This window comes from Bacillus sp. GW823-FHT06A10, assembly GCF_058795375.1.
Genome location: NZ_JBXAHT010000002.1, coordinates 402,480 through 426,824 on the forward strand (window position 1 = coordinate 402,480; position 24,345 = coordinate 426,824).

The window sequence follows — 24,345 nt, forward strand, 5'->3', positions numbered from 1 at the left end:
ATTTTGAAAACGTTATATGTGAATTACGCTGGTTCGGAAAAGCGCGTTGCAATTGAAGAGAAGAAAAAGATTGTTGAGTTTTTATGGAAACGTAATGAAGAGCAAGAGATTGTTGGGCATATTTATGTTGGACGTATCGTAAGAACAATTGCTGGAATGAACGCAGCTTTTGTAAATATAGGTTTAGAAAAACATGCGTATCTTTCATACGATGATGTACCAGCTTCTTATCGTATACATGAAGGGCAAGCGATACTCGTACAAGTTGTGAAAGAGGCAATTGATACGAAAGGGCCTAAATTGACAGCGAATATAGAATTTACCGGGAAATATGTCGTTTATATGCCGTTTGATGAGATGCGAGCTGTTTCTCGGAAAATAAAAAATAATAAAAGAAGACAACAGTTACTTGAAATTGAAGTAGAAGGAACGGGAGGTTACATTTTCCGCTCTGCTTCTGAAAAAGGGGGAATTGAAGAAATACAAGCTGAAATGCAAAGGTTACAACAGTTGTATGAAGAGTTAAAAAGAAAAGAGGATCAAGGAAAGGCGCCGTTATTACTTCATCGACCGGCGACCTTTTTAGATCGTGTATTTCAAGAGAACCCAATTGAAACAATTGAAAAAGTAGTTGTAGATACAAGAAGTATAGTAAAAGAATTAGAAGACAAAGTTGGAAAAGAAAAAGTATCTTTTTATAATGAAAAGTCTTCGATGTTTAACCATTTTGGAATAGAGCGTGAAATTGAGAAAGCACTCCAAAAAATTGTGTGGCTTCCAAATGGTGCTTATTTAATTGTAGAGCAAATGGAGACGATGACTGTAATTGATGTGAATACGGGCAAGTTTACTGGAAAACAAAATTTACAAGATACAGTACTTCGCACAAATGAGATGGCAGCTGAAGAAATTGCACGCCAATTAAGACTTCGTGATATTGGTGGTATGATATTAATTGATTTTATTAATATGAAAAAAAGAGAAGATAAAGAAAAGGTAAGAGAATGTCTCATAGCTGCTATGAAAGATGATCGTACTTATACAAGAGTACTTGGATTTACTGAGTTAGGAATTTTGGAGATGACACGAAAACGTAAAAAACATTCTTTACGTGACGTATTACTAGAAGAGTGTGTATCTTGCAAAGCGACGGGTTATGTAATGTCGTATGAAACAATTGCGTATGAGCTAGAGAGAGAATTAATCACATATGGCAACATAGAGGATGAGGCAGTATTAATCGCTGCGCCTAAAGAACTGCAAAAACAATTTTTGCAAAAAGAATTACAAAAAAATATTCCATTTGAAATTTATTTCAAAGATGATATTATCGAAAAGTACGCTATTATCCGTTTTGGAAGTAAAAAAGAAATTGTAGAACGGAAAAAATAGTTAGTAGAAGATTCATTGACAATACTCAATGAATTATGGTAACATCTTTATGTTATAGTTTATAGCACCTAAACGGCTATATGCTACAACCGCACAAGACAGGTTCCCTAAAGGCATTTATGTCTACCTCGTTTTTGGCGAGTCTTAGTAATTAAGAGGAGGTGCAAGTATGTACGCAATTATCGAAACAGGTGGAAAACAAATTAAAGTTGAAGCTGGTCAAGCAATCTACATTGAAAAATTAGATGTTGAAGCTGGTGAAACTGTTACTTTTGACAAAGTTCTTTTCGTTGGTGGCGAAAACGTTAAAGTTGGTAGCCCAGTTGTAGAAGGTGCAACAGTTACTGCGAAAGTTGAAAAACAAGGTCGCGCTAAGAAAATCATTGTTTTCAAATACAAAGCGAAAAAGAACAATCGTAAGAAACAAGGTCATCGTCAACCTTACACTAAGCTAGTTGTTGAAGCTATCAACGCTTAATTCTGGTTAACATGATTAAAATTACGATAAGTCGCACGAAATTAGGAAGTATCCAATCATTTAAAATGACTGGACATGCCGATTATGCGCCACATGGACAAGACCTTGTCTGTGCTGGAACTACAGCGGTTGTGTTTGGTTCTATAAATGCAGTGGAAGAACTTTGTAATGTGCAGGCAACTATTGAACTCGGAAGTGATGGCGGATTCTTAACGTATGAATTGCCTAATGATTTAGACGTTCATGCAGCAGAAAAAGCACAGATACTTTTAGAAGGATTGGTTGTTTCGCTTAAGACGATCGAACTTGATTACGGAAAGTATATCCGTTTAATAGAAAAAGTGCAGGAGGTGTAACGTATGTTAAGATTAGATCTTCAGTTTTTCGCATCTAAGAAAGGTGTAGGTAGTACAAAGAACGGTCGTGACTCTCAGTCAAAACGTCTTGGTGCTAAACGCGCAGATGGTCAAACGGTTTCAGGTGGTTCAATTCTTTACCGTCAACGCGGTACAAAAATTTATCCAGGTGTTAACGTTGGTCGTGGTGGCGATGACACTTTATACGCGAAAGTTGACGGCGTAGTACGCTTTGAGCGTCTTGGCCGTGACCGCAAACAAGTGAGCGTATATCCTGTTGCTCAAGAAGCATAAGAACTCACGGAAAACTCTAACCTGAGTGCAGGTTAGAGTTTTTCTATATTAAGGGGTATCTAAATGAATGAAAAATGGACAATTATAGATGCATTGCGCCATTCAAGACATGATTGGCTCAATCGTATGCAGATGGTGAAAGGAAACCTTTCACTTGGAAAAGTGGAAGAAATTCATAGTCTCATCGATCGTTTTGTCCAAGAAGCGAGACAAGAATCCAATCTGATGGGGCTATCAATGCCTTTATTTTCAGAGTGGATTTTAACATATAATTGGAAACAGCAGCCGTGCTTATTGGAGTACGAAGTATTAGGGAAATTACATAACTTATCTCACTTAGATGAGACTGTATGTACATGGACGAATCAATTTTTCTCAATGCTTCAGCATAGTTTAGACGTATATGTTGAAAATTATGTTTGTATCACAATTGAATGTGACGCGGAGAATGCTCGTTTCTTTTTTGATTTTCGTGGTAAGCTAACGAGTGTAGAAGAACTACAAAATTGGCTTGCGACCCAAAACAATAAATGGTATTCCATTTCTTATACAGTGCGAGACGAAGAAGTCTCAGTTATATTACAACCAATTGAAAAAAGTGTGGTGAAATAATGTTTGTAGATCAGGTCAAGATATATGTAAAAGGCGGCGACGGTGGTAACGGTATGGTTGCGTATCGTCGTGAGAAGTATGTTCCTAAAGGTGGCCCAGCAGGTGGTGACGGCGGTAAAGGTGCAGATGTTGTTTTCGTAGTTGAGGAAGGCTTACGTACATTAATGGACTTCCGCTACCAACGTCATTTCAAAGCTGATCGCGGTCAGCACGGAATGAGTAAAGGTCAGCACGGGCGTAAATCTGAAGATTTACTTGTAAAGGTTCCGCCAGGAACAGTAGTAAAAGATGAAAAAACTGGTCAAATTCTTGCCGATTTAGTAACGCATGGACAAACTGCTGTAATTGCAAAAGGTGGCCGTGGTGGCCGTGGTAACTCACGTTTTGCAACAGCTACGAACCCAGCGCCAGAAATCGCTGAGAACGGGGAACCAGGTCAAGAGCGTGATGTCATTCTAGAACTTAAAGTACTAGCAGACGTTGGACTTGTTGGATTCCCAAGTGTAGGTAAATCTACATTATTATCTGTTGTATCATCAGCGCGTCCGAAAATTGCAGAGTATCACTTCACAACAATCGTTCCGAATCTTGGTGTTGTTGAAACTGGTGATAACCGCAGCTTCGTTATGGCTGACCTTCCAGGACTAATTGAAGGCGCACATGCTGGCGTCGGACTTGGACACCAATTCTTACGTCATATTGAGCGTACACGTGTAATCGTGCATGTTATTGATATGTCTGGTTTAGAAGGCCGTGAGCCATATGAAGATTACGTAACGATTAATAATGAATTGAAAGAATACAATCTTCGCTTAACTGAGCGTCCACAAGTTGTTGTTGCAAACAAAATGGATATGCCAGATGCAGAAGAAAACTTACAAGCATTTAAAGAGAAAGTGGGAGACGAAGTAAAAATCTTCCCAATCTCAGCTGTAACAAGACAAGGTGTTCGTGACTTACTGTTTGAAGTAGCAAACTTAATAGAAACAACACCAGAATTCCCAATACATGAAGTTGCGGATGAGTCTGATACAAGTGTAATGTACAAATTTGATACTGAAGGTGTTAAATTTGAAATTACACGTGAAAGTGATGGCACGTTTGTTATCTCTGGTTACGATATCGAGAAAACATTCAAGATGACAGACTTCTCACGTGATGAATCTATACGTCGTTTCGCTCGTCAAATGCGCGGAATGGGTATTGATGAAGCGCTTCGTGCACGTGGTGCAAAAGACGGAGATATTGTGAAAATTCTTGAATATGAATTTGAATTTATCGATTAAGACTGCCGAAATACGGCAGTCTTTTTTTATATCGTAAAAATCGGATTTATATAGGAAAAAATCCCCACTAATTAAATTTTCAATTTATAATGGAAAAAGGAGTAAATGTAGAAGAATTCTTTTATGGGGAGAAAAAGAACATGTATAAAATATTAATTGTAGAAGACGATGAGAAAATTGCGGGAATATTAGAGGAGCATTTAGAAAGGTATGGCTATCAATCATTTAGAGCAAGTGATTTACGTCATATAAAAGATGAGTTTGTAAAAATAAATCCTCATCTTGTGTTACTTGATATTAATTTACCGTACTTTGACGGTTTTTATTGGTGTCGTCAAATTCGTACTGTATCGAATGCGCCGATTATTTTTGTTTCTGCAAGAACAGGGGAAATGGATCAAGTAATGGCGATTGAAAATGGCGGCGATGATTATATTACGAAGCCATTCCATTTAGATATCGTAATGGCAAAGGTGAAGAGTGCGCTTCGCCGTGGCTATGGAGAGTATGCCTCTGCTGCTGAGAGTGATTGTTTAGGTGTAAATGGACTGTTGTTATTCCCGTCCCAGCATATCGTTGAGTGGCAGGGACAACAAACTGAACTGACAAAAAATGAGTTTTACTTATTAGAGTGTTTAATGAAACAGGTGAATCAATATGTAACGCGTGAAGAACTGTTAGAAGCTCTATGGGATGAAGTAGCATTTGTGGATGATAATACATTAACCGTAAATGTAAAACGTGTAAGGAAGAAACTAGAAGAGCTAGGCATTAAAAATGCAATTGTAACGAAACGTGGATATGGTTATGCGCTTCTTACAGAGTGGGGCGAAGGGCATGAAGGTTAAAAATTACCTCATGGACCGCTTTTCTTTAATACTTTCTTATATTGTTAGCCTTTGTTTATTTGGGCTTGTTTTGCAGTTGCAAAGTCTTTTAGAAAAGAAATCCATTGATTGGAGTACGTGGTTATATGGACTTTTATTAGGAACAGTTGTGTTTACTGTATACCTCATTTACGATTACCGAAAACGGAGTGTGTTTTTAAAGAGTATCAAAAAGTATGTTACTGGCGGAAATACATTACATGACTCTTTACTTATTGATGAATCTTATACATTAGAGCAAGAAATGGTCGTTGAATCTTTTACGTTATTAAGACAGCAATATATGAATGAAGTTCATAAACAGCATGCGAAAGAGCAACAGCAAATGATATTTATGAACCAATGGATTCACCAAATGAAAACACCAGTATCTGTTATTGAATTATTGTTGCAGAAGTTTGGCAAGGAGCATCGTGAGGCAAGAGCAACAGTTGAAAGTATTCGTGAAGAAAATAACCGTATACTAAATGGTTTAGATTTAGCGTTACATATGGCAAGGCTAGAGCAGTTTGCGAAGGATTATAAAGTAGAAGTAGTAAATGTTATAGATGTCGTGCGAGGTATTATTAATGAAAATCGAAAATCCTTCATTCAATCGTCTGTATTTCCGAAAGTGATGTTTGAAGAAGATACTTGTATGGTTGCATCTGATAGAAAATGGCTGAGTATTGCTATAGGTCAAATTGTTGTAAACGCAATCAAGTATACAAAAATTTCAGCGGCAGAGAAAAAAGAAATTCAATTTCAAATTGAAGAGAAAAATCAAAAGGTGTTATTACATATTAAGGACAATGGAATTGGTATTCCAGAGCAAGACGTAAAGCGCATATTTGATCCATTCTTTACGGGAATAAATGGACGTAAAACGAGAGAAGCGACTGGGATGGGCTTATATATTACGAAGGAAATTTGCGATAATTTACATCATGGAATATATGTTCAATTGGCTGAAGGAGAAGGAACAACATTCACGTTCCAATTTGCAAAAGATGAAGAGTATCATACATTAATGAGAAAAATGACAAAACTGTAAGATAACAAAACGTTTTGTAAGGGAAATCACTCGTTTCTTTTTCTTATTTTTCTTATAGTAAATGTAAGAAGAAAACACATAGGGGGATTAGAAATGAGTGTTCTTGAAGTAAAAGGATTAACGAAGGTGTACCAATCAAAAGGTTCAGTAGCGACGACTGCTTTAAACGATATAAATTTTAAAATAGAAGAAGGCGAATTTGTAGGGATTATGGGTCCTTCAGGAAGCGGAAAAACGACGCTTTTAAATTTATTAGCAACAATTGATAAGCAAACTTCAGGTCATGTGCTTGTAAATGGTGAAGAAATTAATCAAATGCGTGCTGCAAAATTAGCGGAGTTTCGCCGTACACATTTAGGGTTCATTTTCCAAGATTTTAACTTACTTGATACGTTATCCATTAAAGAAAACATAATTTTACCGCTTGTAATGGCGAAAAAACCTGTAAATGAAATCGATGCGAAAGTACTGGAAATTGCGAAGTTTTTAAGCATCGAAGAAATTTTAAATAAAAAAGTATACGAAGTATCAGGCGGACAACAACAACGTGCAGCAGCAGCGAGAGCAATCATTCATGAACCGACGTTAATTTTAGCAGATGAGCCAACTGGAAACTTAGATTCGAAGTCAGCGAAATCGCTAATGGGCGCTCTACAAGATTTACACGAGCAAAAGAAAGTAACGATTGCAATGGTTACGCACGATCCAGTAGCGGCTAGTTATTGTGAACGTATCCTTTTCATACGCGATGGAGAAATTTTCTCGGAAATACATAAAGGAAGAACGAAACAAGCCTTTTTCCAAGAGATTCTGGACGTACTTGCGATGCTAGGAGGAGAGTATCATGAACTTTCGCCAGCTCGCGCTTAATAACGTAAAAGGAAATTGGCGTAACTATAAAGCGTTTCTTATAAGTAGTTGTTTATCGATTGTCGTATTTTTCATGTATGCTTCTTTTATTTATCATCCAGATGTCGTAAGCGGTAATATTAGTATGAGGAAGATGATCACAAAAGGATTAGAATCGATGAATTATATTGTGGTCATCTTCTCGGCACTCTTTATTTTATATGCAAATTCAACGTTTTTACGAGCAAGAAAAAAAGAGTTTGGTCTACTAACATTAATTGGCGGAACGAAATCGCAGCTCGGCCGAATGATTATATTAGAGCAACTGATGTTAGGTAGTATTGCAATTGTAGTTGGTATTGGGGCTGGAATGCTTTGTTCAAAATTATTTTTCCAAGCGTTAAGCGTATTATTGAAAATAGATAAGACACTTCCACTCGTTTGGAATAGTAAAGCAATTCTTATTACAGCTGGTGTATACTTTATTCTATTTTTAATCCTATCATTGTTTAGTGTTTGGACAGTCGGGCGCTTGCAAATTATTGATTTATTAAGAGAAGCAAGAAAGCAAAAAGTAGAGCCGTTTGCATTTACATGGTTATGTGTAGTTGGTATAGGATGTATTATTGCTGCGTATGTACTTAGCTTCCAAGTAACGTTTCTGAATTTCCTCATCCTCTTTTTACCGGTTGTAGGACTGACAATTGGCGGAACGTATTTACTATTTACACAAGGTAGTACAGTCGTATTAAAAGCATTGCAAAAACGAAAACAATCTTTTTATACGTACCCAAATATGTTCGTCCTTAGTAACCTTATTTATAAAATGAAAGATAATGCTCGTTTTCTATTTGTAATTTCTATTATTACGGCGGTTGTATCCTCGGCAGTTGGCACGCTTTACGTATATTTTGAAAATTTGAGTGCGAAAACGGTAGAACTTACACCACACGCTATTTCATATGAGGAAAAGGGGTTAAATACGCATAGCCTTATTAATGAAGAAAAGGTACAGGAGCTTGTGAAGAGACATGGGTTTGAAGATGCGCGAAAAGTAACCTACGTTAAACTACCGGCAACACAGAAAATAACGTTGTTTAATAGTGAACATGAAGTACCGATGACGATTATTTCAGAAAAAGAATATAATACGGAAGTGCGCAAACAAAAGAGAGAGCAACCTACAGAAGTTCATAATGCACCAGGTAGTGCAACAATGGTTATGGTTGATATGTCAAATGAACTGATGAAGCCAGACCGCACGAAACCGTATGAATTTACAATTAACGGACAAAAGCAGTCTGTTCAATTAAATAATCCAACGCAGTATTCTGTTTTTAATGATAGTGAATATCTCGTTGTAAATGCTCAAGATTTTGAGAAGTATGCAAAACTCGTACCAGATGAAGAAAAGACGAAATATTACGGTTATTATATTGAGGATTGGAAAAGTACAGAAGATCTTGTATTAGATTTGAAAAATGAAATTGCACCAGAAAAGCAAGGAGAATTGAGAAATTCAGTGTTTGCGTATAAGGATATAAGAGAAGGTGGAGCGATTACAATGTTCATCGGTTTCTTCGTGGCGGTACTATTCTTCTTCTTCGCTTGTAGTATGACATACTTTAAATGGTTTAACGATAAAGAACAAGATCGTATTCAATTTAAATCGTTAAAGAGAATCGGTATGACAGATAAAGAAATTCGCAAAATTGCGATTCGACAAATGGGAGTTATCTTCTTTATACCAATTTTAATCGGTTCCATTCATAGTGGATTTGCTCTTCATACGTTAGGGAAAATGCTTTATATTAATTTGTGGAAATCAGGTGCGCTTGTAATTGGAGCATACATTTTAGCTTCTGCCATTTACTTTATGATCGCGCAAAGAGGATATTTAAAACACGTAAAAAGCTAGGGGAACCTCTAGCTTTTTGCCTATGTAGTAAGTTACAGGAGGAAGATAGATGAACATTCAGCAACTAGCGCTGCAAAATATAAAAGGAAATTGGCGTAATTATAAAGTGTTTTTCTTAAGTAGTTGTTTTGCGATATTTGCATCTTTTGCATATATGTCTGTCATTGTACATCCGTATATGCAAGAGACGATGTGGTATCAAAACGTACGCTGGGGACTTATCATATGTAATGTTATAATTATTTCTTTTTTCGTCATATTTATTTTGTACTCTACTTCTATTTTCATAGAAGCACGTAAGAAAGAATTAGGGTTATATATGTTAATGGGAGCAACGAAGTCTAACGTAATAGGAGTAATTATGACCGAGCAAATATTAATTGGAATTTTTGCTAATATTTTCGGTATAGGGCTGGGCTTGATCTTTTTAAAGCTCTTCTTCATGGTGTTTAGTATGTTACTGGGGCTTCCGAAAGAACTCCCTGTTATATTTGACGTAAGTGCGATTGGTGTAACATTTATTACATATATGGTCGTTTTTATTCTGTTATCTTTTATAAGTGCTTTACGTATATGGAATATAAAAATCATTCGGTTATTGAAAGAATTTCGAACAGATAAAAAAGAGAAGAAAACATCAAAGTGGCTTTGTATATTCGGCTTTATTTGTTTAGGGATAGGATATGCGTTAGCGCTACAAGTGACGATGGCTACGATAGCAATATACTTTTTCCCTGTGTCTATACTTGTCTTTTTGGGAACGTATTTTTCTTTCGCGCATGGTGCTACCCAAGTGTTAGAAGTGATAAAGCGAAATAAAAAGATTATGTATACATATCCATATTTATTTATAGTGAATCAATTGTCACATCGAATGAAGGAAAATGGTCGCTTTTTCTTTCTGATGTCTATGGCAACGACGTTTGTAGTTACGGCAACAGGTACGGTGTTCTTGTATTTTTCTAGCATGCAAGATATGTGGCGAACGGGAGGGATACACTCGTTTTCGTACATAGAAAAAGGTATTTCTACTTATGAAGTCTTTGAAGAAGGTGCGGTTGAAAAATTACTGAATCAATATGGGTATGATGATTTTCAATATATGAGTTTTGTTGGAGTGTATGCATCCTTTCAGTCTAATAAAGGAGAAACAACAATAGCACCGCTTATAAAAGAAAGTGATTATAACCAAGAAGCGAGGAAACAAAAACAGAAAACATATCATCCTAAAAAAGATACAGTGACACTCGTTTATTATAATAAATACAATAATTCGAATGTATATAATCAAAAAGAGATTCAATTGCAAGTAATGAATCAACCATATCAATTCGTATTTAACGGTCAGAAAGAAGGGGTTCAATTTAACTATCACCCTTCGTACATTAATGGTCTGTTCTTCGTTATGAATGATGAAGACTTTGACAATATAGCAAATAAGGTTCCTGATTCTGAAAAGATGATATATAGAGGCTACACATTATCAAATATCGAAAAGACGAAGAAATTGAACGAAGATTTACGGAAACATATGAAACAAGATAATAATAATGCATTTCGAAGTAATATGGAGTTATATGTAAGTATGAAAGAAGGCGGCGATATTACTCTATTTGTGGGCTCGTTTATTAGTATATTATTCTTTCTTACTTCATGTAGTATCGTGTATTTTAAATGGTTCCATAATATTGCATCGGACCGAAAGCAGTATGGTGCACTCTCTAAACTTGGAATGACGAAGGAAGAAGTATGGAAAATTTCTCGTTGGCAATTATGTATGCTATTTTTTGCGCCAATTATAGTAGGGAGTATGCATAGTGCAGTTGCGTTATATACGTTTCATAATACTTTTTTTATGGATGGATCATTAAAAAAAGTAGGTTTGTTCATTCTGTTTTATATCGTAGCATGTATCATTTATTTCTTCTTCGCTCAAAGAGAATATAAGAAACATTTAGACTAGCAAATGCTAGTCTTTTTTTAATATTCGAAATTTACATAGAAGAATATAAAAAAGTATGGTATAACAGTAAGAAAACGAAAAAGAGGGGAAAAGACGATGATTCGAGTAGGATATTTAGGACCAGAAGCAACATTTACAAATATGGCGGTGAGTCGTTTTTTTCCGGAAGCAGATCATGTACCGTATCGAACGATTCCAGATTGTATAGATGCAGCTGCAAATGAAAATGTAGACTTCGCAGTCGTACCGTTAGAAAATGCAATAGAAGGTTCAGTGAATATAACGGTTGATTATCTTGTACATGAGCAGCCGCTTTCTATTGTAGGAGAAATTACAGTACCAATTCAGCAGCATTTACTTGTACATCCGCAGTATGCAGAAGTGTGGGATGAAGTATATGCGGTGCATTCTCATCCGCATGCCATTGCACAGTGCCATAAGTTTGTAAATGAAGAATTAAAAGGAGTAACTGTTAGAGATATGACATCCACAAGTGCCGCTGCGCAATATGTGAAAGAACATCCTGAAGAAAAAATTGCCGCTATTGCAAATGAAGCAGCTGCAGAAAAATACGGATTAACAATTGTAAGACGTAGTATTCATACGCATAAAAATAATCATACACGCTTCCTAGTGCTCCATAAGAAAAAGAAAGCAATACTCCCGAATAACGGAGAAAACCGCGGAGAGAAAACGACGCTTATGATAACGTTACCTGCAGATTATGCAGGTGCCCTATATCAAGTGCTATCAGCTTTCGCATGGAGAAAATTAAACTTATCAAAAATCGAATCGCGTCCGATGAAAACAGGTCTTGGAAATTACTTTTTCTTAATCGATGTCGATAAAGCATACGATGACGTATTATTGCCAGGCGTAACGATGGAACTTGAAGCACTCGGTTTTTCTGTTACTGTACTGGGGAGTTATTCTTCTTATTGGTTGTAAGATGTAGATGGAATATTTGTATTTGCCTAATCGTCCATATCATTTCATTGCCTAGTATATTTTTTGATAGATTAATAAAATCCCACCTGCAAAAGGTGGGATTCTTTATCCCGCTATTTGCCGGGCAGCCCGATTGGTGAGGGCTGATTAAAGTTTCACTTTATTTTAACTTCGCAAGACGATCTTCTAACTGACCACGCCAAATATCAGCTAGTTCTGGAACAGCAAGAATTTTTTCAATGCCATCTTTATCTTTTCTATTATGAAAATAAATTTCGTTAGAGAACAAAACAGAAACATTGCCGGGTTGACGTTCTAGTAATGTAATTTTAGAATCTTTACGTACAGTACCTTCTTGAAGAACACGGCATAGGTAGCCAGTAAATCCAGTTGCTACAATGCGCGGCAAAATGCCAGGGATGCCAAGACGTTTTGAAATTGTGCTACAAGGTACGCGAGCTTGCGTTACTTGAATGATTGCTTCGCCTAGTTGATATGTATCTCCGATGCATACGTCATGCTCTAACATATTTGTTACGGTAATGTTTTCACCAAATGTGGAAGCGGGAAGCGTAGTTTGAAATTCCTCTTCCCATAGTGCGTAATGCTCGTGTGGGTACACACAAACGGCACGATCAGGTCCCCCGTGATGTTTTAAATCCGCTACGTCATCACCACGAAATCCGTCTTTTGAGAGAAAGGCCTCTTCTGTAGGATCTTTACATATACCTGTTATCATTTCTTTATCTTCGCCATATTTCATTTGTTTCGGTTTGCCAATGCTAAAGTGAACGAGTTCAATTCCCATATTTGATCTCCTTTACGATTGATTACAATATTATAGCATTAAAAAAGCACAGAGAATGATAAAAACTCTGTGCTTTACATTAATAAACGAGAAATCCTGCTTTATCCAGTGCCTCACAAGCAGCATCTAATTTTTCTTTAGAATCTGCCTCGATTGTATGTAAGTGAATACCATCTGTTAGTTGTGAAAGATAGGAAGCATTTGTGTTTTCGATTTTTTGTAAATATTGCTCTACATCAAAGCGATTGCTTACCATAATGGATGCTGTTAAGTCACCGTATACAGGATGCTCAACTTTTACGTCTTTAATCGTAACGCCATGGTCAACAAGCATTGTAAGTTCCTGACGTACTTCTGCTGGTTTATGTTGGCATACAATTACGCGTTCGAAAGTTTGTTGCTTCTCTTGTGGCTTTAAATATAAATAACCTTGAGCAGTCGCAATAATTGGTTCGTTTCGTGCTTTAAGCAAGGAAATATCTTGCACGATAACTTGTCTACTTACGTTCGTCTTTTTCGATAGTTCATTCCCAGATAACGGTTCATTTGCAGCAAGAAGCCACTGGAGGATAAGCTGTCGTCTTTCTTCACCTAAAATCTTTTTTTGTTCATTTTGTTTCATTATGATTTAACACCTCTATAAAATTGATTTCCAATTGTGTGTAGTGCATGAATAGTAGTATCAATTTGATCTTTCGTTGTTTGTTGTCCGAAAGAGAAGCGGACATATTGTTTGGCCTCTTCATACGTTTTTCCAATTGCAAGCATAGTTTTCGAAGGCTCTTGTTTACCGACTTGGCAAGCACTTCCGGTGGAAATGGCAATACCATGACGATTACATTCTAGCATAGTATATTGACCTTCTATTCCTTTTATTGTAACCCCAACAATATGTGGTAAACAAGAAGTAGAATGGCCTTCTACTTCAATTTCTAGCCGAAGTGTTTGTATTTGCTCTAAAAAGTAGGATCGTAACTCTTTAAAACGTAAACTTTCTTCCCATTGGGTTTTTAATATATTTTCAGCAGCTGTTAAAAAAGATGCGATGCCGGGAACATTTACTGTACCTGGGCGAAATCCTTTTTCGTGAGAAGTTCCTGGAAATACTTGTTCCCAGCGAGATTGCGGATTTATGTAGCAAGCGCCGACACCTTTTGGTCCGTATATTTTATGTGCTGAAACAGAAAGACTATCAATCCCCATCTCAAAAACATGGATAGGCAGTTTACCAAACGTTTGCACACAATCCGTATGAAATAAAACATTATATTTTTTTAAAAGTGGCCCGATTTTTGTAATGTTTTGAACGGTTCCGATTTCAGAGTTTCCATGCTGTATACTTGCTAGCACAGTATCTTCTGTAATAGCTGCCTCTAAATCTACTAAACAAATGAGTCCGCTTTTATCAACAGGAATTTCAGTGATCGTATAACCTTTTGATTTTAGAGATTGAAAATAACTTCGAATGGATGCATGTTCCATAGGTGTCGTAATAATATGCTTCTTATTTCGGGCATTTAGAAGTGATTGAATCGCAAGATAGTTCGATTCCGATCCACCGCTTGTGAAAAATACGCCTTGTTCTTTGCCTCCAATCATTTCCGCAAATGTTTTTCGGCAAACTTGTAATAAAGAAGAAGCCGTTCCTCCAATATCATGTAAACTTTGTTCATTTCCGAAGTATTGCGAAGCTGCTTTCATATATGTTTGTAACGCTTCCTCGCTCATAGGTGTAGTAGCTGCATAGTCAAGATATATCATCATGTAAGTTCCTCTCTCTAGTAAGAGTTACATTTCTTTTACTTTTTAAATGGTAGTGAAAATAAGAATTATAAAAAAACTCTTGTCATTATTTTAAAACTATGTAAATATAGGTGTCAAGACAGTTGAAAAGTGTAAAGTAGGAGGCAACAATTATGCCAAGTGCAGATGTCTTAATTATTGGAAGTGGCGTTGCGGCACTTCGTGTTGCAAAAGAGATTTGTCACGAAAAGAATGTGATTATTATCACAAAGGAGACGGAACGTAATAATAATACACATTTAGCTCAAGGTGGAATTGCCGCAGCGGTAGCTACATATGACAATCCTAATGATCATTTTGAAGATACGTTAGTAGCAGGGTGTCATTATAACAATGAAGAAGTGGTCCGTTATTTAGTCGAGGAAGGACCGAAAGAAATTAATAACCTTATTGAAAGAGGAATGAAATTTGATGGAGATGAAACAGGTCCTCATCTTGGAAAAGAAGGAGCGCATCGAAAACGTCGTATTTTACATGCAGGTGGCGATGCAACAGGAAAGAATTTATTAGAGCATCTTATTCAAGAAGTAGCTCCATACGTTACGGTAGTGGAACAGGAAATGGTGCTCGATTTTATTATAGAAAAAGATAAATGTGTTGGGGCTTTAACTCGCAACAATAAAGGAGAACTGAAACGTTACAATGCAGATTATACGGTGTTAGCTTCAGGCGGTATTGGCGGTTTATACGCCTTTACTTCTAATGATGAGACAATTACAGGTGATGGACTTGCAATGGTGTACCGTGCAGGCGGAGAGCTTGTAGATTTAGAGTTTATACAATTTCATCCGACGATGTTATACGTGGGTGGGCGTTGTTCCGGCCTCGTGTCCGAAGCTGTTCGTGGAGAAGGAGCTGTCCTTATAAATGGCAAAGGGCAGCGTTTTATGATGGATATACATTCCGAACAGGATTTAGCGCCTCGTGATGTAGTCGCAAGGGCTATTCATGAACAGCTACTTGCGGGTGAAAAAGTGTACTTAAACATCGAAATGATTCAAAACTTTGAACAACGCTTTCCGACCGTGTCATCGATATGTAAAACGAATGGAGTCGATATAAATAAAAACCTTATTCCAGTCGTGCCCGGTACTCATTTTCACATGGGTGGCGTGAAAACGAACTGTGATGGAGAGACGTCTATTCCGAACCTATACGCAGTCGGAGAAGTAGCTTGTAATGGGGTTCATGGTGCAAATAGATTAGCGAGTAATTCATTATTAGAAGGTCTTGTGTTTGGAGGAAGAATCGGAAGGCACATTTTATCTAGAGAGACAAAAGAAAAGGTGAACATGCTAGCCGACAAAGAAGCAAAGTTTATCGTTCTGAATCATTTACCGACGAAAGAAGAAATACAAAAATGTATGATGAAATATGTTGGGATTGTGCGAACAGAGCAAAGCTTATTTTATGCGAAGAGCTGGCTTAGTAAGTACGGTGTTCGAAATATGATATTACAACATGATGTTCTTACGAATGAAGAGATAACGCTTATTAATATGTTAACAGTTTGTGAGCTTATAGTTGTTTCAGCCCTGCAAAGAGAAGAAAGTATTGGCGGGCATTACCGAAGTGATTATCCAGATAGAAATATAGGAAAGAAAGAGATTGTTCGAGTAAAGAGAAAACTACAACTTGTGTGATGAAGGGAAGAGGGGCTTTATGAACACGATAAAAGTTAAAGAAGCATTAAATCGATTTTTTTTAGAAGATATAGGAGAAAGAGATGTAACATCTCAGCTTATTTTTCCAGATAACTTACTTTCGAAAGGAACGTTTCTTGCGAAGGATACAGGGGTCTTTGCAGGACGTTTAGTAATTGAATCAGGATTTAAATTAATTGATGAGAGAATTGAAGTAGAGCTTCATAAAAAAGATGGAGATCTTGTAGAAAAAGGCGAAATCATTGCAACTGTGCAAGGGCCAATTGCATCGTTATTAACAGCAGAGCGCGTTATATTAAACGTTATTCAGCGTATGAGCGGAATAGCGACGATGACGCGTAAAGCGGTTCTTGCTTTAGATAGTAGCCATACTCGCATTTGTGATACGCGAAAAACGATGCCAGGACTACGTATGTTTGATAAGTATGCAGTCGTGTGTGGTGGTGGATTTAATCATCGCTTCGGTTTATATGATGGTGTCATGATTAAAGACAATCATATTGTGTTTGCTGGTTCTATTACAAAAGCTGTTACATCAGTGAAAGAAAAGTTAGGACATATGGTGAAAGTAGAAGTAGAAACAGAAACTGAGGAACAGGTGAGAGAGGCTGTTGCTGCTGGTGCGGATATTATTATGTTCGATAATCGTACGCCAGATGAAATCCGGGAGTTTTCGAAAATTGTACCAAGCGCTATCGTTACAGAAGCTTCAGGGGGCATCACAATTGAAGATTTATCGAAATACGGAAAAACAGGGGTAGATTATATTTCACTTGGAGCGTTAACACATTCAGTGAAAGCACTTGATATTAGTTTCAATATTGAAGGGTAAGGAAAGTGGCTTAGAGGGGGAGAAACGTATATGAGTATTTTAGAACAAGTACAGCCAATTGAAACGATGTTACCAGAGCGTTATTACACGATGTCAACGGAAGATATGGAAAAGCGTGTTCGTGAAATTAAAGAGAAGATGGGGAAAATGTTATTCATTCCAGGGCATCATTATCAAAAAGATGAAGTGGTACAATTTTCAGATGCAGCAGGGGATTCACTTCAGCTTGCGCAAGTTGCAGCGAGCAATAAAGACGCAAAATATATTGTGTTTTGCGGGGTACACTTTATGGCGGAAACAGCAGATATGTTAACGACAGATGATCAAGTTGTTATCTTACCAGATATGCGTGCAGGTTGTTCGATGGCGGATATGGCAGATATTGAACAAACAGAAAGAGCGTGGAAAGAGTTAAAGAAATTATTTGGAGATACGATGATTCCGTTAACATATGTGAACTCTACAGCTGCAATTAAAGCGTTTTGTGGTCGTAACGGAGGAGCAACAGTAACTTCTTCTAATGCAAAGCAAATGGTATCTTGGGCGTTTACTCAAAAAGAGCGTCTCGTCTTTTTACCAGACCAACATTTAGGGAGAAATACAGCGTACGATTTAGGTATCCCGTTAGATAAAATGGCAGTATGGGACCCACACACAGATTCATTAGAGTACGATGGGGATATAGAAGAAATTCAAGTGATTTTATGGAAAGGGCATTGTTCTGTTCATCAAAATTTTACAGTGAAGAACATTGAGAGCGTACGAAAAAATCATCCTGATATGAATATTATTGTACATCCAGAATGTTGCTATGAAGTGGTAGCTGCTTCAGATTATGCAGGCTCAACGAAGTATATTATTGATATGATTGAATCGGCGCCATCTGGTAGCAAATGGGCGATTGGTACAGAAATGAATTTAGTGAACCGAATTATTCAGCAACATCCAGATAAAGAAATTGTTTCACTTAATCCATTTATGTGTCCATGCTTAACGATGAACCGAATTGATTTGCCTCACTTATTATGGGTACTTGAAACGATAGAAAGAGGAGAAGAAATTAACGTTATTAGCGTAGATAAACAAGTAACGGCAGAAGCGGTTCTTGCATTAAATCGTATGTTAGAGCGTGTGTAAAGCAACGGTATTCCCGTTGCTTTTTTTCATACATATAATCATAACAAGAACAAAATGGGCATACATTGTTTTGAAGAAATCATTGTGGTTCTTTATGCTTATTCCACTTCGAATGATATTGAAAATCGAAGAAGTGATAAAAGTGAAAAGAAGTTAATGTTATTTAGAAAGAGTTACTTCATGAGATTTGTTACTTATAGATAAGTTATACAGGAGGGGGAAAATTTGAAAATTCATATCGTGCAAAAAGGGGATACCCTTTGGAAAATTGCGAAAAAGTACGGAGTGGATTTTGACACGTTGAAAAAAACAAATGCACAACTTAGTAATCCAGATTTAATCATGCCAGGTATGAAAATTAAAGTGCCATCAAAGAGTATTCACATGAAACAACAGGCTGGAGCAGGTTCAGCGCCTCCAAAGCAATACGTAAAAGAAGTGCAGCAAAAAGAATTTGCAGCAACACCAACTCCGCTTGGAATAGAAGATGAAGAAGAAGTTACGTATCAATCAGCACCAATTACACAGCAGCCAGCTATGCAACAAACACAAAAAGAAGTGCAAGTAAAACCGCAGAAGGAAATGCAGGTAAAGCCGCAAAAAGAAGTACAGGTGAAACCGCAAAAAGAGGTGCAAAAAGAACAGCCAATTCAAAAAGAGAAACCAGTTGAAAAACCGTCTGTTATTCAAAAACCACCTGTGATAGAAAAACAAAAACCGGCGGAAAAAGAAAACACGAAGTTTTCGGTAAATGTATTGCCACAGCCGCCACAACCACCAATAAAACCGAAAAAAGAATATAAAATTTCAGATGTAATAAAAAAAGGAAGCGAGTTAATTGCTCCTCAAATTAGTAAAATGAAACCTAACAATATCATTTCTCCGCAAACGAAAAAAAATAATATAGTATCGCCGCAAGTGAAGAAAGAGAATGTAGGTAATATAATAACGCCGCAAGTGAAGAAAGAAAATGTAGGGAATATAGTGTCACCGCAAGTCAAGAAAGAAAATGTAGGAAATATAATGTCACCACAAGTGAAGAAAGAAAATGTAGGGAATATAGTGTCACCACAAGTGAAGAAAGAAAATGTAGGGAATATAGTGTCACCACAAGTGAAGAAAGAGAATATAGGGAATATAATATCGCCACAAGTGAAGAAAGAAAACGTAGGGAATATAGTGTCACCACAAGTAAAGAAAGAAAACGTAGGGAATATAGTGTCACCACAAGTAAAGAAAGAAAACGTAGGGAATATAGTATCACCAAATGTATCGAAAGAAAATGTAGTTATTCCACAAGTCATACCGCCAAATATTCAAATGCCAAATATTCAAATGCCAATTATGGATAACAACCAGCCACCGAATATAATGCCAATTATGGATAACAACCAGCCACCGAATATAATGCCAATTATGGATAACAACCAGCCACCGAATATAATGCCAATTATGGAAAACAATCAAATGCCGAATATAATGCCGATAATGGATAACAATCAAATGCCGAATATGATGCCGATAATGGATAACAATCAAATGCCGAATATGATGCCGATAATGGAAAACAATCAAATGCCGAATATGATGCCAATTATGGAAAACAATCAAATGCCGAATATGATGCCGATAATGGATAACAATCAAATGCCGAATATAATGCCGATAATGGATAACAATCAACCACCGAATATGATGCCATATCAAATGCCGTATCAACAGCCCATGATGCCGCCGAATCCGTATTATCAACAACCAAATCCATATCAAATGCCATATCAGCAAGGAGCGCCGTTTGGACCACAATATACGTCTATGCCAAATCCGAATATGATGCCAATGGATAATAATATGCCGCCGCTTGTGCAGGGTGAGGAAGATTGTGGATGCGGAGGAGAAAGTAGACTATATAGTCCACAACCAGGTGGTCCGCAATATGCGAATCCTTTATATTATCAACCAACTCAGTCTGCATATGCACCACAGCCAGGAACGATGTATTATCAACCAGATCCACCAAATGTATTTGGAGAGCCCGTTTCAGAAGAAGAGGACGAAGAAGTTTAAAAAGGCGGGAGTATTCCCGCTTTTTTGCATTCGTGTTAATTAAGAAAATGCAGTTTTTTTATGAAGTGCTAGAAAATTCCCAGTGAAATATTAACAGTGTAAAAACCTTCTCTGTTACTCATCATAAGAGGGAGCTTTTCAGTAGAGAAGCTCATTCTAACAGAGGGGGTTTTTGTATTGAATACGAAAGTAAAAGTGATTGCTGCTTCTTTGTTAGTTACCAGTGCATTAGCTGCATGTGGTACACCGAAAGATAACAATGCAATGGATGGACGTAACTACAATTACGAACGTACATCTTATAATGATACACACCAGTATCGTGATAATGTGACACGTAATGATCGTTATACAGATTATGTAACATATAGAAATGGTCGTAACGATACAGGATACAATTATTATCGAGATGTAAATTACAATGGACAAATTGCTAATCCGCATCCAACTCGTAATATTACAATGAACAATTCATACATTAACAATGATGGTAAAACAGCTGAAAGAATAACAAATCGTGTGAAACGTATGAATAACGTAGACCGTGTGTCTACAGTTGTATATGGAAACGATGTAGCGATTGCGGTAAAACCACGTAACACAGTGACAAATGAAACGGCGATGGCGAACGAAATTCGTCAAGCGGTTTCAAATGAAGTTGGAAACAGAAACGTATATGTTTCTGTAAGAAATGATATGTTTACTCGTGTCGATGCAATGAGTACGCGTCTACGTAACGGTACAGTTACAAACGATTTTAATCGTGACATAGTGAATATGTTCCGAGACATTCGTTACGGTTTAACTGGTACAGTGCGATAACAAAACAAAAGAGGAAGGGTGAGCCCTTCCTCTTTATTCATCGTTGTCTTGTAAACGACGTTTTTTAATAAAATAACTAACGGAGTAAGAAACTAAAAAGCATATGAAAAGAATACTACCTGTTAAAATAGCTTCAAACAGTGGTCTTTCTGGACTGAAAATAATATAAATAATAGCCATAACGATTCCTACAATAAGGGAGCGGAAGACAAGTTTATAATAAGGAGTTGACTTTATTTCCTTTTCACTTTCTTCTACATCGATTGAAACACTTAACTGTAAATAACTAAGGACGATACTTGTAAGAATAAATAATAGCCATAATGGAGATTTCGTAATTTGATCCATTCCTTCAGTGAATCCGATATAGCCTAAAATGCCAATTATACCAAGCGATTGAAAAAGAAAGGCAATACGTATGTTTTTTAATGTTTTCAGAATGAGACGTTCATCCTTTATTTTTTTCACAATATCCATCTCCTGTTTATTATGATTTCGCTGTTATATTAATTGTAACATATATATTACTTTTATCAATTTATAATTTACATATTATTCAGTTGGATAAAAGAGGGAATAAAATATTTTTATAAACATGTTGCACTTATAATTTATTAATGTTATATTAACAAAGCGATGAGCTAATTTACGTAAGACGAGAGATATGCTTAAGTGCTAAACACGCGAATGTGGTCGCCTGGTCTCTCGCCGTAAACGCATCAAGACGCCTGCTTTGCAGGCGTCTTTCATTTTATATAAAAGTAAATGATACATGCAGATGAGGTAAACCCTTATCTGCATTTTTTATTTTTCGAAAGAAATGTAATATGGATAAAACCCCCATTTCCGGAAAAACTACTAATGAAAGTATGATCTTGCCTAAAAGAGGTGAACGGAAATGAAATGGATACTGATTGCGATGCAAGCTTTCGTTATGATGTTTTGTTTCGTTTATGAAACGAATGTGAAGGCGGAAGGGCCAGTACCAGAAGTAACGGAAAAAGAACCTGAGGTTACAATTTTATTAGAGCGTATGTATGTTGATGGAGAAGTAAGTGAGGAAATACTTACAGAAAAAGTAGCGGATTTAGAAAAGTTTTTACAGCAATATAAAGAATGGCAACTTGTTGATCGTGATGATGTACAAATCGTATTACAAAAGAAAGTTGATGATATTTCTCCGTTATTGAAAACGAGCGGATATTTTGGTGTTTCAGAGGAAGGGATATTACAAATTTTCAAAGGTGTGCCAAAAAGTGATAATGCGATCCATTCTTTCTTTCAAATTGATATGAAAAAGCTTGAGAGTTATGAGCGTGCGAAATTGAAGCGTGGTATTCGGATTAAATCAAAAGAAGGTTTTGTAAAGACGATTGAAAAAATGAAACAATACGCAGTGCAAAATAAGAAAAAAAGCAGCTCATGGTGAGCTGCTTTTTCTTACTTATTTTTAGCTAAAATTTCTTTTGCGATTTCATCAATTAGCATATCTTTTCCAATTGGATTGAATGCTTTCGTATTGAAGACTTCATTTGATACTTCATATACGTGATTATTTTTAACTGCTTTATTGTCTTTCCAAACAGCACTGTTTTTGTAGTCTTCGTACACTTTATCAGCTTCGCCGCCGAAGTTTACAATAAACATTTGATCAGGCTGGAATGCAACTAGACCTTCTAGTGATACTTGCGCCATCGTTTGTTTTAAATCTGTACCTTTTGTTGCAGGAAGTTTTAAGTCGTTAAAGATGATGTCACCGTATCCGAAGCTGCCGTATACACGGAAGTTTTGAGGTGTAACTGCAACGAACATAAAGTTCTCATCTTTTGTTTTCTCTTTAATTTTTTTAGATAAAGAGTCTGCTTTCTTATCGTAGTCTGCAATCCATTTGTCTGCTTTCTTCTCTTCGTCAAATAGCTTACCTACTTCTTTAAACTTACCACGCCAGTCTTCTAAGTTTGTTTCTAGAACAACTGTAGGTGCAACCTTTTCTAGTTGATCATAAATTTTTAATTGACGGTTGTTTAAAATTATTAAGTCTGGTTTTAAAGCAGTAACAGCTTCTAAATCAACTTTAGGTGCCCAGTACCAACCAACTGCTTTTACTCCATCTAATTTGTCTGTTAAGTGATTTTGGATTTTATCTTTATATGTATTTGCTGTACCAACAGGTTTGTGTCCAAGAAGTAATAGTTCTTCTGTTGATCCAGATAAGTCAACAATTCTCTTTGGATTTACTGGAATTGTAGCTTCACCTTTAGCATGTTTTACAACTTTTGTTTTCGGTTGTTCTTTTGCTTTCGATTCTTCTTTTTGAGAAGAACAGCCAACGATAGAAAGAACAACAAGCATAATAGTAAATAAAATAAATAGCTTACGTTTCATCCTGATGTAACCCCTTTAATTAGTATTGATAATCATTATCGACCTCTGTATATTAAGGTGCTTTAACCTTTCTGTCAATGGAAAATAACAGAAGTTTCAAGTGGAGAACATTTGTTGGGGCAGTCTCGCTTTTCTATCATTAAATATGTTAAAATGGAATACATGATTTAAGAGGGAGAGATCGTATTTTGTTTGAATATGTTACAGGTTACGTGGAGTATGTAGGGCCGGAATATGTCGTAATTGACCATAATGGAATTGGTTATCAAATTTTCACACCGAATCCGTATGTATTTCAAAGAAGTAAGCAAGAAATCCGTGTCTATACATATCATTATGTGAGAGAAGATATTATGGCACTTTACGGGTTTAAAACACGTGAAGAGCGTTTATTATTTACAAAGTTGTTAGGCGTGTCTGGCATTGGGCCAAAAGGCGCTCTTGCAATTTTAGCTTCTGGTCAAACAGGACAGGTCGTTCAAGCGATTGAGCATGAAGATGAGAAGTTTTTAGTGAAATTCCCAGGCGTCGGAAAGAAAACAGCACGCCAAATGATTTTAGATTTAAAAGGAAAACTAGCAGATGTCGTACCAGATGCATTTGTGGATTTATTCTCAGACACAGAACGTTTTGATGAGAAGAAAGGTTCATCAGCTGAGCTTGATGAGGCACTGGAAGCTCTGCGCGCACTTGGATACGCAGAACGCGAAGTTTCTCGCGTTGTACCAGAGTTATTAAAAGAATCATTAACGACGGATCAGTATATTAAAAAGGCACTTAGTCTTTTACTAAATGGTAAGAGGTGAGTATA

Annotated in this window: 23 protein-coding genes, 1 pseudogene and 1 other annotated feature; of the genes and pseudogenes, 19 read left to right on the forward strand and 5 right to left on the reverse strand. The window is 36.7% G+C overall.

The genetic code is table 11. The features are described from left to right. Positions 1–3 precede the first annotated feature (3 nt). From AC1Q8M_RS16865 to pheA, 12 genes are all read left to right on the forward strand, one after another. A complete protein-coding gene (locus AC1Q8M_RS16865) occupies positions 4–1,392 on the forward strand; it encodes an Rne/Rng family ribonuclease (protein WP_098855680.1) in 1,389 nt (462 codons plus the stop codon). A 77-nt stretch (positions 1,393–1,469) separates the two neighbouring features. Beyond that, positions 1,470–1,547 (forward strand) — a sequence feature (ribosomal protein L21 leader region). A 14-nt stretch (positions 1,548–1,561) separates the two neighbouring features. Further along, positions 1,562–1,870, forward strand: coding sequence for a 50S ribosomal protein L21 (gene rplU, locus AC1Q8M_RS16870; protein ID WP_000270907.1), 309 nt, complete (start codon positions 1,562–1,564; stop codon positions 1,868–1,870). Between the two features lie 11 nt (positions 1,871–1,881). After that, on the forward strand, positions 1,882–2,226 hold the full coding sequence (locus AC1Q8M_RS16875; RefSeq protein ID WP_002094147.1) for a ribosomal-processing cysteine protease Prp: 345 nt from the start codon (positions 1,882–1,884) through the stop codon (positions 2,224–2,226). A gap of 3 nt (positions 2,227–2,229) precedes the next feature. Next, positions 2,230–2,520, forward strand: a complete 291-nt coding sequence (rpmA, locus tag AC1Q8M_RS16880) for a 50S ribosomal protein L27 (protein ID WP_000944957.1) — start codon at positions 2,230–2,232, stop codon at positions 2,518–2,520. Between the two features lie 63 nt (positions 2,521–2,583). Further along, positions 2,584–3,132 carry a sporulation initiation phosphotransferase B gene (locus AC1Q8M_RS16885; protein WP_001003587.1) on the forward strand — a complete coding sequence of 183 codons (549 nt, stop codon included), beginning with the start codon at positions 2,584–2,586 and terminating at the stop codon, positions 3,130–3,132. Next, positions 3,132–4,418, forward strand: coding sequence for a GTPase ObgE (gene obgE, locus AC1Q8M_RS16890; RefSeq protein ID WP_000497130.1), 1,287 nt, complete (start codon positions 3,132–3,134; stop codon positions 4,416–4,418). The genes AC1Q8M_RS16885 and obgE overlap by 1 nt, the downstream gene beginning before the upstream one ends. Positions 4,419–4,558: 140 nt before the next feature. Then, entirely contained in the window at positions 4,559–5,266 is a 708-nt protein-coding gene (locus tag AC1Q8M_RS16895) for a response regulator transcription factor (RefSeq protein WP_002082113.1), read from the forward strand. Beyond that, on the forward strand, positions 5,256–6,338 hold the full coding sequence (locus AC1Q8M_RS16900; RefSeq protein WP_098661979.1) for a HAMP domain-containing histidine kinase: 1,083 nt from the start codon (positions 5,256–5,258) through the stop codon (positions 6,336–6,338). Before AC1Q8M_RS16895 ends, AC1Q8M_RS16900 begins: the two co-directional genes overlap by 11 nt. 93 nt (positions 6,339–6,431) lie before the next feature. Further along, positions 6,432–7,208, forward strand: coding sequence for an ABC transporter ATP-binding protein (locus AC1Q8M_RS16905; protein ID WP_000114526.1), 777 nt, complete (start codon positions 6,432–6,434; stop codon positions 7,206–7,208). Beyond that, positions 7,183–9,105 (forward strand): ABC transporter permease, encoded by a 1,923-nt coding sequence (locus tag AC1Q8M_RS16910; protein WP_098366041.1) that lies wholly within the window; start codon positions 7,183–7,185, stop codon positions 9,103–9,105. Before AC1Q8M_RS16905 ends, AC1Q8M_RS16910 begins: the two co-directional genes overlap by 26 nt. A gap of 49 nt (positions 9,106–9,154) precedes the next feature. Beyond that, the gene (locus AC1Q8M_RS16915) at positions 9,155–11,068 is read left to right on the forward strand and encodes an ABC transporter permease (protein WP_098855679.1); all 1,914 of its coding nucleotides are present in this window, start codon (positions 9,155–9,157) and stop codon (positions 11,066–11,068) included. 96 nt (positions 11,069–11,164) lie between these two features. After that, complete coding sequence (gene pheA / locus AC1Q8M_RS16920) at positions 11,165–12,016, forward strand: prephenate dehydratase (protein WP_065229389.1); 852 nt, start codon at positions 11,165–11,167, stop codon at positions 12,014–12,016. Positions 12,017–12,176: 160 nt separating this feature from the next. On the opposite strand, the gene AC1Q8M_RS16925 is transcribed toward pheA, so the two are convergent. From AC1Q8M_RS16925 to AC1Q8M_RS16935, 3 genes are all read right to left on the reverse strand, one after another. Further along, positions 12,177–12,824 carry an MOSC domain-containing protein gene (locus tag AC1Q8M_RS16925; RefSeq protein WP_023523107.1) on the reverse strand — a complete coding sequence of 216 codons (648 nt, stop codon included), beginning with the start codon at positions 12,822–12,824 and terminating at the stop codon, positions 12,177–12,179. Between the two features lie 79 nt (positions 12,825–12,903). Further along, positions 12,904–13,446, reverse strand: a complete 543-nt coding sequence (locus AC1Q8M_RS16930; RefSeq protein WP_000812275.1) for a transcription repressor NadR — start codon at positions 13,444–13,446, stop codon at positions 12,904–12,906. Further along, positions 13,446–14,588, reverse strand: coding sequence for an IscS subfamily cysteine desulfurase (locus tag AC1Q8M_RS16935; RefSeq protein WP_098684213.1), 1,143 nt, complete (start codon positions 14,586–14,588; stop codon positions 13,446–13,448). Before AC1Q8M_RS16935 ends, AC1Q8M_RS16930 begins: the two co-directional genes overlap by 1 nt. Positions 14,589–14,740: 152 nt before the next feature. Between AC1Q8M_RS16935 and nadB the strand changes: the two genes are divergently transcribed. From nadB to AC1Q8M_RS16960, 5 genes and pseudogenes are all read left to right on the forward strand, one after another. Continuing rightward, positions 14,741–16,270: an L-aspartate oxidase gene (gene nadB, locus AC1Q8M_RS16940; protein WP_098361474.1), complete on the forward strand. Its 1,530-nt coding sequence runs from the start codon at positions 14,741–14,743 to the stop codon at positions 16,268–16,270. A gap of 19 nt (positions 16,271–16,289) precedes the next feature. Further along, a complete protein-coding gene (gene nadC / locus AC1Q8M_RS16945) occupies positions 16,290–17,123 on the forward strand; it encodes a carboxylating nicotinate-nucleotide diphosphorylase (RefSeq protein ID WP_001092229.1) in 834 nt (277 codons plus the stop codon). 30 nt (positions 17,124–17,153) lie between these two features. Continuing rightward, the gene (nadA, locus tag AC1Q8M_RS16950) at positions 17,154–18,260 is read left to right on the forward strand and encodes a quinolinate synthase NadA (RefSeq protein ID WP_000025335.1); all 1,107 of its coding nucleotides are present in this window, start codon (positions 17,154–17,156) and stop codon (positions 18,258–18,260) included. Positions 18,261–18,485: 225 nt separating this feature from the next. After that, positions 18,486–18,636 (forward strand): annotated as a pseudogene (gene safA / locus AC1Q8M_RS16955) (SafA/ExsA family spore coat assembly protein); the annotation flags it as partial. 1,868 nt (positions 18,637–20,504) lie between these two features. Continuing rightward, positions 20,505–21,149 (forward strand): YhcN/YlaJ family sporulation lipoprotein, encoded by a 645-nt coding sequence (locus AC1Q8M_RS16960; protein WP_001093537.1) that lies wholly within the window; start codon positions 20,505–20,507, stop codon positions 21,147–21,149. 33 nt (positions 21,150–21,182) lie between these two features. Here AC1Q8M_RS16960 and AC1Q8M_RS16965 read toward each other — a convergent pair whose 3' ends face one another. After that, a complete protein-coding gene (locus AC1Q8M_RS16965; RefSeq protein WP_000721216.1) occupies positions 21,183–21,617 on the reverse strand; it encodes a hypothetical protein in 435 nt (144 codons plus the stop codon). Positions 21,618–22,047: 430 nt separating this feature from the next. On the opposite strand from AC1Q8M_RS16965, the gene AC1Q8M_RS16970 reads away from it, so the two are divergent. Further along, a complete protein-coding gene (locus AC1Q8M_RS16970; RefSeq protein WP_000871172.1) occupies positions 22,048–22,578 on the forward strand; it encodes a BofC C-terminal domain-containing protein in 531 nt (176 codons plus the stop codon). Between the two features lie 11 nt (positions 22,579–22,589). Here the strand turns inward: AC1Q8M_RS16970 and AC1Q8M_RS16975 are convergent, their stop codons facing one another. Further along, positions 22,590–23,534, reverse strand: coding sequence for an iron-hydroxamate ABC transporter substrate-binding protein (locus AC1Q8M_RS16975; RefSeq protein ID WP_000823606.1), 945 nt, complete (start codon positions 23,532–23,534; stop codon positions 22,590–22,592). Positions 23,535–23,722: 188 nt separating this feature from the next. On the opposite strand from AC1Q8M_RS16975, the gene ruvA reads away from it, so the two are divergent. Beyond that, positions 23,723–24,340 (forward strand): Holliday junction DNA helicase RuvA, encoded by a 618-nt coding sequence (gene ruvA / locus AC1Q8M_RS16980; RefSeq protein WP_000464511.1) that lies wholly within the window; start codon positions 23,723–23,725, stop codon positions 24,338–24,340. Positions 24,341–24,345 lie beyond the last annotated feature (5 nt).

What these genes read in the sequence shown, in the direction of transcription:
- rplU (WP_000270907.1), top strand. Translation starts at nt 1,562, where the DNA reads ATGTACGCAATTATCGAAACAGGTGGAAAACAAATTAAAGTTGAAGCT.
- AC1Q8M_RS16875 (WP_002094147.1), top strand. Translation starts at nt 1,882, where the DNA reads ATGATTAAAATTACGATAAGTCGCACGAAATTAGGAAGTATCCAATCA.
- rpmA (WP_000944957.1), top strand. Translation starts at nt 2,230, where the DNA reads ATGTTAAGATTAGATCTTCAGTTTTTCGCATCTAAGAAAGGTGTAGGT.
- AC1Q8M_RS16885 (WP_001003587.1), top strand. Translation starts at nt 2,584, where the DNA reads ATGAATGAAAAATGGACAATTATAGATGCATTGCGCCATTCAAGACAT.
- obgE (WP_000497130.1), top strand. Translation starts at nt 3,132, where the DNA reads ATGTTTGTAGATCAGGTCAAGATATATGTAAAAGGCGGCGACGGTGGT.
- AC1Q8M_RS16895 (WP_002082113.1), top strand. Translation starts at nt 4,559, where the DNA reads ATGTATAAAATATTAATTGTAGAAGACGATGAGAAAATTGCGGGAATA.
- AC1Q8M_RS16900 (WP_098661979.1), top strand. Translation starts at nt 5,256, where the DNA reads ATGAAGGTTAAAAATTACCTCATGGACCGCTTTTCTTTAATACTTTCT.
- AC1Q8M_RS16905 (WP_000114526.1), top strand. Translation starts at nt 6,432, where the DNA reads ATGAGTGTTCTTGAAGTAAAAGGATTAACGAAGGTGTACCAATCAAAA.
- AC1Q8M_RS16910 (WP_098366041.1), top strand. Translation starts at nt 7,183, where the DNA reads ATGAACTTTCGCCAGCTCGCGCTTAATAACGTAAAAGGAAATTGGCGT.
- AC1Q8M_RS16915 (WP_098855679.1), top strand. Translation starts at nt 9,155, where the DNA reads ATGAACATTCAGCAACTAGCGCTGCAAAATATAAAAGGAAATTGGCGT.
- pheA (WP_065229389.1), top strand. Translation starts at nt 11,165, where the DNA reads ATGATTCGAGTAGGATATTTAGGACCAGAAGCAACATTTACAAATATG.
- AC1Q8M_RS16925 (WP_023523107.1), bottom strand. Translation starts at nt 12,824, where the DNA reads ATGGGAATTGAACTCGTTCACTTTAGCATTGGCAAACCGAAACAAATG.
- AC1Q8M_RS16930 (WP_000812275.1), bottom strand. Translation starts at nt 13,446, where the DNA reads ATGAAACAAAATGAACAAAAAAAGATTTTAGGTGAAGAAAGACGACAG.
- AC1Q8M_RS16935 (WP_098684213.1), bottom strand. Translation starts at nt 14,588, where the DNA reads ATGATGATATATCTTGACTATGCAGCTACTACACCTATGAGCGAGGAA.
- nadB (WP_098361474.1), top strand. Translation starts at nt 14,741, where the DNA reads ATGCCAAGTGCAGATGTCTTAATTATTGGAAGTGGCGTTGCGGCACTT.
- nadC (WP_001092229.1), top strand. Translation starts at nt 16,290, where the DNA reads ATGAACACGATAAAAGTTAAAGAAGCATTAAATCGATTTTTTTTAGAA.
- nadA (WP_000025335.1), top strand. Translation starts at nt 17,154, where the DNA reads ATGAGTATTTTAGAACAAGTACAGCCAATTGAAACGATGTTACCAGAG.
- AC1Q8M_RS16970 (WP_000871172.1), top strand. Translation starts at nt 22,048, where the DNA reads ATGAAATGGATACTGATTGCGATGCAAGCTTTCGTTATGATGTTTTGT.
- AC1Q8M_RS16975 (WP_000823606.1), bottom strand. Translation starts at nt 23,534, where the DNA reads ATGAAACGTAAGCTATTTATTTTATTTACTATTATGCTTGTTGTTCTT.